The organism is Microcystis sp. M061S2 (assembly GCF_020245605.1).
Classification (GTDB): domain Bacteria; phylum Cyanobacteriota; class Cyanobacteriia; order Cyanobacteriales; family Microcystaceae; genus Microcystis.
Map to the genome: position 1 here is coordinate 1 of NZ_JADBUP010000109.1, position 11,514 is coordinate 11,514.

At 40.9% G+C, this 11,514-nt stretch carries 6 protein-coding genes and 2 pseudogenes; 5 read left to right on the forward strand and 3 right to left on the reverse strand.

From position 1 onward, the window contains the following. A pseudogene (locus IM475_RS17925) lies at positions 1–560 on the forward strand (transposase family protein); the annotation flags it as partial. A gap of 507 nt (positions 561–1,067) precedes the next feature. On the opposite strand, the pseudogene IM475_RS17930 reads toward IM475_RS17925, so the two are convergent. Together IM475_RS17930 and IM475_RS17940 are read right to left on the reverse strand one after the other, a co-directional pair. After that, positions 1,068–2,066 (reverse strand): annotated as a pseudogene (locus IM475_RS17930) (MraY family glycosyltransferase). A gap of 157 nt (positions 2,067–2,223) precedes the next feature. After that, a complete protein-coding gene (locus tag IM475_RS17940) occupies positions 2,224–4,521 on the reverse strand; it encodes a RelA/SpoT family protein (RefSeq protein WP_287728606.1) in 2,298 nt (765 codons plus the stop codon). Positions 4,522–4,742: 221 nt separating this feature from the next. On the opposite strand from IM475_RS17940, the gene patD reads away from it, so the two are divergent. From patD to IM475_RS17960, 4 genes are all read left to right on the forward strand, one after another. Further along, positions 4,743–5,099 (forward strand): heterocyst frequency control protein PatD, encoded by a 357-nt coding sequence (gene patD, locus IM475_RS17945; RefSeq protein ID WP_287728607.1) that lies wholly within the window; start codon positions 4,743–4,745, stop codon positions 5,097–5,099. Between the two features lie 75 nt (positions 5,100–5,174). Further along, positions 5,175–6,800, forward strand: coding sequence for a dipeptide ABC transporter ATP-binding protein (locus IM475_RS17950; protein WP_287728608.1), 1,626 nt, complete (start codon positions 5,175–5,177; stop codon positions 6,798–6,800). Positions 6,801–6,960: 160 nt separating this feature from the next. Continuing rightward, the gene (locus IM475_RS17955) at positions 6,961–7,206 is read left to right on the forward strand and encodes a hypothetical protein (RefSeq protein WP_287728609.1); all 246 of its coding nucleotides are present in this window, start codon (positions 6,961–6,963) and stop codon (positions 7,204–7,206) included. Next, complete coding sequence (locus tag IM475_RS17960) at positions 7,200–9,335, forward strand: glycosyltransferase (RefSeq protein WP_287728610.1); 2,136 nt, start codon at positions 7,200–7,202, stop codon at positions 9,333–9,335. The genes IM475_RS17955 and IM475_RS17960 overlap by 7 nt, the downstream gene beginning before the upstream one ends. A gap of 269 nt (positions 9,336–9,604) precedes the next feature. Here the strand turns inward: IM475_RS17960 and IM475_RS17965 are convergent, their stop codons facing one another. Continuing rightward, a complete protein-coding gene (locus IM475_RS17965) occupies positions 9,605–10,789 on the reverse strand; it encodes a calcium-binding protein (RefSeq protein WP_287728611.1) in 1,185 nt (394 codons plus the stop codon). Between the last annotated feature and the right edge of the window lie 725 nt (positions 10,790–11,514).

An 11,514-nucleotide genomic window follows, 5' to 3' on the forward strand; every position in this document is an offset into this window, starting at 1 on the left:
AATCGGGAAACTTCCGTTTAAAAGGAAAAAAAGCTCTACTAAATCAAGCAGAGATACCGGTCGTAACGGTAATGGATGTAACGGAAACTCCCATTGAACGCCCCCAAAAGAAACAGAAAGATTTTTTGGGTGGTAAAAGAGGTTATCATACTTGAAAATCCCAATTAGTAGCTGATAAAAATACCGAGGAAATTATCTGTGTCTTTTGTGGGAAAGGCAGCGGTCATAATTTTAGTTTATTTAAAAAAAGTCGGGTTCGTTTTCATCCTTTAACTACCAGTATAGAAGACAGTGGTTATCAGGGAATAGCTGCATATCATAGTAATAGTTATACACTGAAAAAGCAATCGAAAAATAGAAAATTAACAGAGTTAGAAAAGGAGTATAACAAGGCTTTAGCCAAAGAAAGGATTATCATTGAACCTATAAATAGGAAACTCAAAATCTTGAAAATCTTATCCTGTAAATATTGGAATCGTCGTCGAAGATATAGTTTAAGAGTTAACCTGTTAGCGGCTATTTATAACTATGAGTTAGGGACAGGTGTAGCTGCTTCTTAAAAGTTGTCAAACATTAATCTACAAGGAGAATTTATTCTCAATTATAAAAATTGAGATAGTTTGTTTCGCTTAAATAAAGAAGTTTTGATAACCAAATTAAGGCATATCTAAAGAGTTTTGAGTTAAAAGTAAAACTTCAGGTTTTTATTCATAACAAATACACTAATTAACTATTTTTTTGTGAAAATTAGTTAAACCAATACTATAACATATAATTGATTTGTAAGAGTTATAATAAATAAATAGCTCTGTTTTTGCTAGAGATTCAAACCATCAGTTTTTGAGTGAAAGAAACGACTTTCGCTAATAACTATTTGATTAATTACTTCTGCTCCCTAATCTAGGCTCACTATAATTTTGAAACAGGATTTAGTAAGTAGCAGGTTATAATTAAATTGAAGATAGAACCCCCCTTGATAAGGTGGGGGAACTGACAATTTTTAACACCTACCTACTTATAACATTCTCTAGGTTTGACTAACCCGCAAGGCCATAGCAATAAAAAAATTATTCTTTTCTTGTCACTGATAAATTATGCTCGCTAACTCTCCTGTTCAGATAAATTTCTCCGAGAACAATTAATCCTAGAATCAGAGGTAAACTCAGCCATGCTACTAGGTTTCCTAAGGAGTTAATACTAATAGCAATCAGGAGAGTTACCCCCATATAAATAATCGCTACTTGTGAATGAGACAAGCCAGATTTTTGTAATCTTTGATAAAGGTGACTGCGGTGGGCTTGGAAGATATTTTCCTTTCTAAATAATCGACAAATAAGGGTATAAATAGCATCACCAATCAGAGGAAAAGTGATAGTTAAAGCTGACCAAGCTTGACTTTGATTGCCATGGTTATTAAGTAAAACCATAGCGACAATTGCCCCCAGACTGGTGCTACCCACATCGCCCATAAAAATTTTCGCTGGCGACCAATTCCAGAGGAGAAAACCGCCTAAAGCTGCCACCAAAAGCCATAAAATTGATTGCTGAAAATAGAGAGCAAGAAATCCTAATTGTACCGCAGTACAGCCAGCCACCAAACCATCAAGACCATCCATAAAATTATAAAAATTAATGATCGCGGTCAGGCCGATAATTGTGAGAATAATAGCCAAAATTTTGCCGCCAAAACCAAAATCTAATAGCCACGATTGGGGAAAAGCGCCGAAAAAAGTGACCGCAACACTAGCGGAGGATAACTGCACTAAATAGCGAATACTAGAGGGAATACCGCGACGATCATCGAGAAGGCCGATAATAATTAAAGGAGTCAGGGATAACCACAGGGGAATAAGAGGTAGGGAAGGGGGAAGGAGAAAATAACTGAGGCAGCCAGTCAGAGCAAAAGCAACGACAAAACCGAGTCAACCCCCCCTAGGCGTGGGTTGACTATGGCTGCTACGCTTATTGGGAATATCTAACAATTGTTGACTAAAACGTTGTTTAATCAGGGCAACGACCAGAAAACTAATCAGAAAACTGATGACTGACAGTAGGGATAATAACATAAGGATTTTTGCGCTCAGATTAATTATCGATCCTACGTTGTTCGGTGACAAAAAGTGCAGATATTGCCATCGTGGTTTTAGTCAGTGTCAGCATCCCACTTCCAAAGCTAAGGCGCTTCGGGTTTTGGGGAATATGATCAGCAATTCTAGGTTTAACCTACTCTCGATCGCTTTTTACCTGACTGATGCGACGAACGTTTAAAATATCGCTCATCAGCTTAATTTGACCAACGCAGCGTTCAAATTGTTGCAGGTCTTTTACTTCAATTTTCAGGGAAATTAAAGCGGGTTTACCGAAATTAGTCTTAACTCCGGCATTGCGAACGTTAATATTTTGGTCACTTAAACGAGAGAGAATATCTTTTAAAACCCCGACGCGATCGATCACTTCAATCTGAATATTTACCGGATAAGTTGGATAACGTCCCTGGTCATCTATAGGGTTCCAACTAACAGGAATTAAGCGTTCAGCTTCGGCTTTTTCCACATTCGAGCAGCCCTGACGGTGAATAACAATGCCTTCCCCCGCGTGGGCAACTATACCAGTAATATTTTCCCCTGGTAAAGGACAACAACAACCGGCTAAACGATAGACTAATCCCTCCACACCGGCGATCGGTGATTTACTAACGGGTAAAGCCCTTTGAACGGGAGAAGATGGTAGAATCAATTGGGAATCAGTTAGGACATCGGGCGGATTTTTGACAGTTAAAATTTCCTGTTGATTTTTAACTGTTTCTTGCAGACGATTAACCACATTTTTTAGGGTAACTTCGCCGTAACCTAAGGCCGCCAATAAATCATCTACTGCCACATAATTGCACTGTTTAGCCACCGATTGCATTCGTTCCGATTTCAGCAGGGCATCGAAGCCAGTTTTCCCCAATTCTTTCTCTAATAAATCACGACCCCGGCTAATATTTTCTTCTCGTCGCGATTTTTTGTACCATTGCCGGATGCGATTTCTGGCGCTAGGAGTAACGACAAAATTTAACCAATCTAAACTAGGGTGACTATGCTTGCTGGTGAGAATTTCCACCAGATCACCATTTTGCAAGGGAGCATCAAGAACTGACCATTTACCATTAATTCTTGCCCCTTTCATCTGATTACCTACTTCGCTATGAATATGATAGGCAAAATCTACCGGTGTCGCGCCTTGGGCAAGGGCCACCACATCACCTTTGGGGGTGAAAACATAGATATCTTCTTCAAAGAAATTATTTTTCAGACCATCCATGTATTCTTGACCATCTTTAAGGTCTTTTTGCCAGTCAAGAAGATTACGCAGCCAAGCGAATTTTTCATCCGCAGCGGTTAAAGTTGTTTGACTAGAACCAGTTTCTTTATACTTCCAATGGGCTGCAATCCCGTATTCAGCAACATGGTGCATTTCTAGGGTGCGAATCTGCACTTCTAGGGGACGGGCATTTAAACCGACAACGGTGGTATGGAGGGATTGATAACGGTTAGCTTTTGGTAAACCGATATAGTCTTTAAAACGGTTAGGAATCGGAGTAAATTGGTCGTGAACTATGGCTAAACAACGATAACATTCCTCTTTGGTTTCGACGATAATGCGGACGGCGGCAATATCATAAATCTGCTCGAATTCTTTGCCTTGATTGTGCATTTTATGATAAATGCCGTAGAGATGTTTGGGGCGACCCTGTAAATCAAGAACTTTTATGCCAATTTCTTGCAATTTTTCCCGCAATGTGTTAGTGACGGTTTCGATGCGGGCCTCTCGATCGATACGTTTTTCCGATACCAATAACTGCACGGTGCGATAAGCATCGGGTTCGAGGTATTTAAAGCATAAATCTTCTAATTCCCATTTAAATCTGCCAATCCCTAAACGGTTAGCCAGAGGAGCAAAGATTTCTCTAGTTTCGAGGGCGATGCGTTGCTGTTGTTGCGGGTTGAGGTGTTCGAGGGTTTGCATATTGTGCAGGCGATCGGCTAATTTGACCACGATGACGCGGATATCTTGAGCCATCGCCAGGAACATTCGGCGAAAATTCTCCGCTTGCCGTTCAGTTTTGCTAGAAAAGTTGAATTTGGAGAGTTTTGTCACCGCTTCCACCAAATTACGCACCTCGACACCGAATCTAGCCTCGATTTCTTCGGGGGTGACTTCCGTATCTTCCACCACATCGTGAAGGAATCCCGCCGCGATCATTGCCCCATCACCCCCCAGATCCCGCAGTAATCCCGCTACAGCTATAGGATGGGCGATATAGGGTTCCCCGGATTTGCGATACTGGCCATCGTGGAGTTTATGGGCGAAATTAAAAGCCCTACAGATTAAATCGGTATCGGGATTCTGGGGGTCGTTTTCGTAGGTAATTAGGCATTCTTTCAGCCAATCGGGTAAAACTAACGCTTTTTTCGGTTCCGTGGCCCGGGGAAGGGCGGTGAGGGTTTCCGGTTGGGTGGCAGTGATGGCGTTCATGGTTAGATCGGGGGGATAATAGGGGGGGAGGAGACGGATAACTAGAAAACTATTAGGCCGAAGGGATGCCAGATTACTTAACTCTCTAACACTGGCATCGGATCGATCGGCGAAAAGGACGGGATTCTTTTAAGTTTTTGTCTCTAGTCGGGAGGAGGACTTGCAACCGTGACGGCAAATCGTTAATCTTATGTAACAAATTCTAACGCGCTTTGTATTGGATGCTACCGACAAATTACCATCAAGCCTACAAATCTTTGTTAAGAAAACTGGAGGATTTCAGTCTTGCCCTTCTGGATGGGGATGCTTCCACGGGGTTACAATCTTTTCAAGCTTTACAAACCTGTCTAGAGGGGGAGATATTGTCACTAAATGATGACAATTTCAGCCCAGAGGTGGCTAATCGTTGGCGCGCAGTCCAGACGGAACTATATCGATCCTGGCGATTGCTGGAGACGGATTGGTTATTTTTGGCCTCGGCGCGGCAAGGACGGGAGAAGCGTTTACAGATAATTAGCGAGCGAGTGGCGACTTTAAAGGGGTATTGTCGGGTTTTGTTAGGGGAAGTTGTCGATTAGTAATTAAATGCTCGATCGCCGTTTGTGTGGCATACTTGACCCTAAGTCCTAACTTTTATCGTTACCGCTCGCGTCATGTTGGAAATTAAAGACCTAAAAATTGCCTACCCGACAGAATTAAGTTCTCCCTCTTGGGCGATCGATGGGGTATCTTTTAGTATAGGCAAAGGGGAAACTCTGGGATTAGTGGGTGAATCTGGTTGTGGAAAATCGACCATCGGTAAGGCTATTTTAAGGTTATTACCTAATCGCACTCACGTGGAAGGTGAGATTACCTTTGAAGGGCGATCGCTTTTATCTTTATCTAGCAAACAGTTAGAAAAGTTTCGCGGGGAAGCGGTGGGATTAGTGTTTCAAGATCCGATGACGCGACTAGATCCTCTGATGACTATTGGCGATCATTGTGTGGAAACTTTGCAAGCTCATCGGACGGATTTAACCTATCTTGAAGCTAAAATTGAAGCTTGTACTTTCCTAGAAAAAGTGAAAATTCCCGCTAATCGTTGGTCCCAATATCCTCACGAATTTAGCGGGGGAATGCGGCAAAGAGTGGCCATTGCTTTAGCTTTATTATTAAACCCTAAGTTAATTATTGCCGATGAACCCACCACCAGTTTAGATGTGACAGTTTCAGCGGAAATTCTGCGGGAATTAAAGCGTTTATGTAGCGAGGAACAGATGGGATTATTGTTAATTTCCCATGATTTAGCGATGGTGGGAGAATATTGCGATCGATTAGCGGTGATGCAGGGGGGCAAAATTGTCGAATCGGGAGCGGTAAAAACAGTTTTTAATACACCTCAACATCCCTACACTCGTTCTCTTTTGGCCGCCGCTTTACACCTACAGTTACGGGAGGAAAAATTAACGGCAATTCAAGGCAAAGAAACGGTGTTAAAGGTGGATAAATTAAAACAGTATTATACCCTAGAAGGTAACTTGTTAGATAGTTTCTTCAAGAAAGAAAAGAAATTTATTAAAGCGGTGGATGAAGTCAATTTTGAACTGTATCGAGGGGAAATATTCGGTTTAGTTGGGGAGTCGGGGTGTGGGAAAAGTACCCTATCGCGAACCCTATTACAGTTAATTAAACCCACCGGGGGAAAAGTGGAATTTTTAGGAGAAGATTTAACCCCTTTGTCGGGGGAAAAAATGCGTCCAAAACGGCGCTTAATGCAGATGATTTTTCAGGATCCCCTCGCTTGTCTCAATCCTTTAATGACGGTGGGAGAAAGTATCGCCGATCCGCTTTTAATCCATCAAAAAATTAGTCTAGAAACGGCTAAAAAACAGGTTTTAGAAATGTTAGATCGAGTCGGGTTAACACCAGTAGAGGAATTTTATCGACGCTATCCTAGGGAGTTATCGGGAGGACAACAGCAAAGGGTAGCCATTGCTCGCGCTTTAATTACTCGTCCAGAATTAGTTATTTGTGATGAACCGGTTAGTATGCTCGATGCTAGTGTCCAGACACAGGTTTTAGAGTTAATGTTAGAGTTACAAAAGTTATTTAATCTAACTTATTTATTTATAACTCATGATCTTTGGTTAGCGAGATTCCTCTGCGATCGAATTGCGGTGATGACTGCGGGTAAAATTGTTGAAATGGGTGAAACTGAACAGATTTTTAGCCATCCCCAACACCCCTACACTCAAAAATTAATCGCCGCAGCCCCGAGAATTTATCCCGACAGCAACTAAAATCGCCCTAGGGGTTTATAATTGTTATTATCTAAGTAGGTGGGTGTTAAAGATTGTCAGTTCCCCCCCTTATCAAGGGGGGATTAAGGGGGGATCGAGGGCGAAATCTATCTTCTATTTAATTAGAACTACTTACTTAAATATAGTTAGGAAAGACAAAATGCTAAGACAACTTCAGATAAGTCTCCCTGAAGATACTATGCAACTTCTTGATCGATGGTTGGCGAGTAGTGATTATCCTGAAAAAGAATATAATAATTTAATTAATGAAGCGATTAAATTATATATTATGGAACAACAGAGAAACTACCTCAATCAACAATTAAAGGAAGGAGCTATTGTTAGAGTAGAAAGAGATTTAAATTTAGCACAAGATTGGGTTTCTCTAGAGGAAGAATTATGGTAGTAATGATTATTTTTAAAGTTAAAAAACTGCTCAAAAAATTTGTTTTTAGTCTCCAAGAGGAAGGGTGGAAACCAGCACTCAAAAAGACGAAACGAAAAATTATTAAAATTCTCACAGGAAAGAGTTCCTCTGAATTTGAAGAACAGGTGATCGAAAGTGCTAAATTAGCTGAACCGCAACCCCTAGAAATTGCCAGTAGTGACAATCCTTTAGTCTCGATTATTATTCCTGTTTATAACCAATTTGCCTACACCTTTAACTGTCTGGAATCCTTAAGTGTTAACCTAAGTCCTGATTTAGCTTATGAAATAATCATTGTTAATGATGCTTCCAGCGATGAAACTTTAGAACAATTAGCAACTTTAGTTAAAGGAATTAAAGTATTAACTAATATAGAAAACTCTGGTTTTATCCGTTCCTGTAATTATGGTGCTAGTCAAGCAAAAGGTCAATACCTATATTTTCTCAATAACGATACTAGAATTCTAGAAAATTGTCTAGAAAGTTTATTAAAATTAATCGTCAATAATCCCCAAGTTGGTGCGGTGGGTTCTAAGTTAATTTATGCTAATAGTAAACAACAAGAAGCGGGGGGAATTATCTGGAATTCTGCCGATGGTTGGAATTATGGACGCTTAGATAGTCCCGATGAACCAGAATATAATTATGTCCGTCCCGTGGATTATTGTTCGGGGGCCAGTTTATTAGTTCCTACAGATTTATTTAAGCAATTAGGTGGTTTTTCTCAAGACTTTATCCCCGCATATTACGAAGATACAGACTTATGTTTTGCCCTTCGAAAATTGGGTTATCAAGTCCTCTATCAACCCCAATCTAACGTTATTCACTACGAAGGAATCACCTCGGGAACAAACCTTTCCAGTGGGACAAAACAATATCAAATTATTAATCAAACTAAGTTTCGAGAAAAATGGTCAAAGGTATTAACTAAACACCTAGATAACGATGCTAATAATGTACCCAAAGCTGCCCGACGTTTACAAGGAAAACCGACAATTTTAGTCATCGATTCCTACGTGCCACTATACGATCGAGAGTCCGGCTGTGTGCGTTTATTAAATATTCTTAAGCTACTGCTCAATTTAGGCTATTCAGTGATTTTCTTTCCCGATAATGGCTATCCTGAACAACCCTATACTTCCGTGCTGCAACAGCTAGGAATTGAAGTTATTTATGGCACACCGCAAAGATATAATCTAGAAGAAAAATTAATCAAATATTTACCCCTGATCGATGGAGTTTGGTTGTGTCGGCCCGAATTGTGCGATCAGTATATGGATTTAATTCGCTTAAAAACAAAAGCACCAATTATTTATGATACAATTGACCTGCATTTTCTGCGTTTAAAACGACAAAAAGACTATCTTGATCCCAGTTACCAAAATACTAGCTGGAGTTGGCAAACCTATCAGAAATTAGAGTTAAACTATGCTAATCAAGCAGAAGCAACCGTGGTAGTAACCGAAGACGAAAAACAGGTTTTATCCTCTTTGGGAGTGAAAAATGTTTGGGTAATCCCCAATATCCATGAAGAAATTTCCCTGTCAGAAAAAGTTGCCTTTGACCAGCGATCGGGTTTAGTATTTATTGGTAGCTACAATCACCCTCCTAATATTGATGCAGTTAAGTGGTTATGTTTAGAAATTATGCCCTTAGTTTGGGCATCCCGTCCCGATATTACCGTTAATTTATTGGGAAGTAACCTCAAGGATGAAGTAAAAGAATTAGCCAATGATCAAGTGATTGTCACTGGTTATGTTCCCGAAGTAGAACCCTATTTCCAAAAGAGTCGCATTTTTGTCGCTCCCCTGCGATTTGGTGCGGGAATGAAGGGTAAAATAGGTCAAAGTCTTTCCCTAGGATTACCGACTATTACCACAAAAATTGGTGCCGAAGGTATGGGATTAATTGACCACCAGGATGTTTTAATTGCCGATACTGCCGAGGAATTTGCCCGCGCAGTGATCGAACTCTATGACAATAGGGAATTATGGCAAAAACTCGCTGATAATTCCCTAGAAACTATTAAGAGATATCAACCCGCTACCGTGCAAACTAACCTGCAAGCTTTGTTATCGAATCTAGGAATTATTGCTAAGGATAGTTAACAAGAATACAGCAGTTATCTTAATGGTGAAGTACAAAGTTTTCGTTTTCGGGAGTCAGGAGCCAGTCTTCGGTCGTCGATACCAAATTAGGTCATACTTCATCTTTATAAGAAACGCTGTAAGTTTTATTACAGGATTCAGCATTTGTGCTTCTTTTACTGTAGTAATTTTTAGACTTCTGCTAATTTTAATAACCTCCATAAAGCGTTCCTCGGTTTTACCTGGGAACGCTTTGTGGGAGATATTTCTCCTAACTCTTTCAATAATAATTAAGCAACAGTAAAGAAACTACTTACTGGTGTAATATTTCCGAAACCGGGTAAAGTACCGCTAGATCCAGTGATATTTACCAATAAATCATCGGTCAATGACAATGACGGATTGCTATCATTGATAAGTAGGTAAGTTCCAGCGATCGGAATGCTAGTTACTTGTACTAATGCAGCACTATTGGCGAGTAAAGGTTGATTATTGGCGGATAATCCATTTGCATCAGTAAATACCTGAGTCGCTAAGGCAGTTGTGGTAGTAGCAGTGCTATTATTAGCGCGAGTAAAACTAGACGGCAAGAATGATAAGCCGATTCTATCAGTGCCGAAGGCAAAATCGGTGATCCGATCAGGATTAGATATGGTAGATTGTCCAACTTGAAAGACGAAGATATCTGCATCTGCATTACCAGTTAAGGTGTCAATGCCAGAACCGCCATTCAAGGTATCATTACCGAATCCGCCAGTGAGGATGTCGTTACCACCTAAACCCCCATTAATAGTGTCATTGCCAGCGTTACCCGAAAGGATGTTAGCTTGGAGATCACCAGTAATCGTGTCACTTTGATTAGTGCCAATAACATCATCAAAATTGGTTGCTGTAAAAGTTAAGACGGGCCCCCCCACTACCCGCAAATTGTTAGTCGATAGGCCTAAATTGACATTAATAGACGCGGGAGATGCTGCCCCGGAAGCATCAATTATATTGTTGCTAAATCCGGCGTTGGCAATGATAGTTTCAACTTGGAACAGTTGGTCTGTGGCTCCACCGCCTTTGAGAACAGAGCCAGTCGGTAGCAGGGTAATGCTGCTGCCAAAACTGCTGTAATTGGCCACATCAGTCCCCGTACCACCATTAAAAAAATCACTGCCTAAACTGCCAAAAAGAGTGTCATTGCCAATTTCCCCTGAAAGATAGTCATCGCCAATACCGCCGTCGAGGAAGTCATCACCATCACCACCATTGAGGATATCGTTACCGCCTAGCCCAAAGAGTCTGTCGTTGCCAACACCACCCTCAATGATGTCTGCGAGAGAGTTACCCGTGAGCGTGTCATTGCCCGTCAAGCCCAGAATTGTCCAGTTATCCACAGCTAGTGCCGTGAAAGAGTTTACGCTGAAGATGTCGATGTAGGTTTGAGGCATATTACGAAAGTTAATGTCAATAAGTGTTAACATGAGCATATTAGTAGTTTAGTTAAGTTTTGTAAACCCCCTCAATAAAACTTAATATTTGTTCGTGGAAACACCCTATCCCGACGACGGGTGCATCTCATACTGGCGAAAATAGCCACAATCGGCAATTATCGGTGACTCTCATTTAATACACATATACTAACAAGTACCTGTAAGCATCTCACCGAAAAGCTAATGTGCGCTGGCGTTTGGGGACGGCACTCTGATCACGGACAGCTGAAACTGCGCGTGCGGGTCGCCCGGTCCTCTCCTCCCCAACGGGGGTTGGGAGGTAGAACCCCGCAAGGGCTTGGATTGAGCGATAAAATCGGAAGTAATAAGTAGGTGGCTGTTAAAAATTGTCAGACACCCCCCTGATTAAGCTATCCCTTATAGGGAGCTTTCTTAACAATTTTGTCAGTAAGCACTCCACCCCTTATCCTGACTTGATTTCAGTTTTTTCTTTGTCAGTAAGGGTGTCAACAAGGAATATTACAGATTGTTAACCGAGTCTTGAAACCCCTGTGCTACAAAGGTTTGAAATGTTAAGAAAGAGCTGACTAATGGATAGGGGGATCAAAGACAAAATCTATCTTCAATAGACATCTCCAAAAATTTGTAAGTCAGTCACAGCAAGGAAGACAGGCAGATTAGACCAAGAGTCAAAATTAGCTCTAAAAACCGATTAATCAGGGTTTTAAGAGACAAAATCGAATTTTGACGGAAAACTATGG

Excerpts from the sequence above, each read along its gene's own strand:
- IM475_RS17940 (WP_287728606.1), bottom strand. The coding sequence starts at position 4,521 with ATGAACGCCATCACTGCCACCCAACCGGAAACCCTCACCGCCCTTCCC.
- patD (WP_287728607.1), top strand. The coding sequence starts at position 4,743 with ATGCTACCGACAAATTACCATCAAGCCTACAAATCTTTGTTAAGAAAA.
- IM475_RS17950 (WP_287728608.1), top strand. The coding sequence starts at position 5,175 with ATGTTGGAAATTAAAGACCTAAAAATTGCCTACCCGACAGAATTAAGT.
- IM475_RS17955 (WP_287728609.1), top strand. The coding sequence starts at position 6,961 with ATGCTAAGACAACTTCAGATAAGTCTCCCTGAAGATACTATGCAACTT.
- IM475_RS17960 (WP_287728610.1), top strand. The coding sequence starts at position 7,200 with ATGGTAGTAATGATTATTTTTAAAGTTAAAAAACTGCTCAAAAAATTT.
- IM475_RS17965 (WP_287728611.1), bottom strand. The coding sequence starts at position 10,789 with ATGCTCATGTTAACACTTATTGACATTAACTTTCGTAATATGCCTCAA.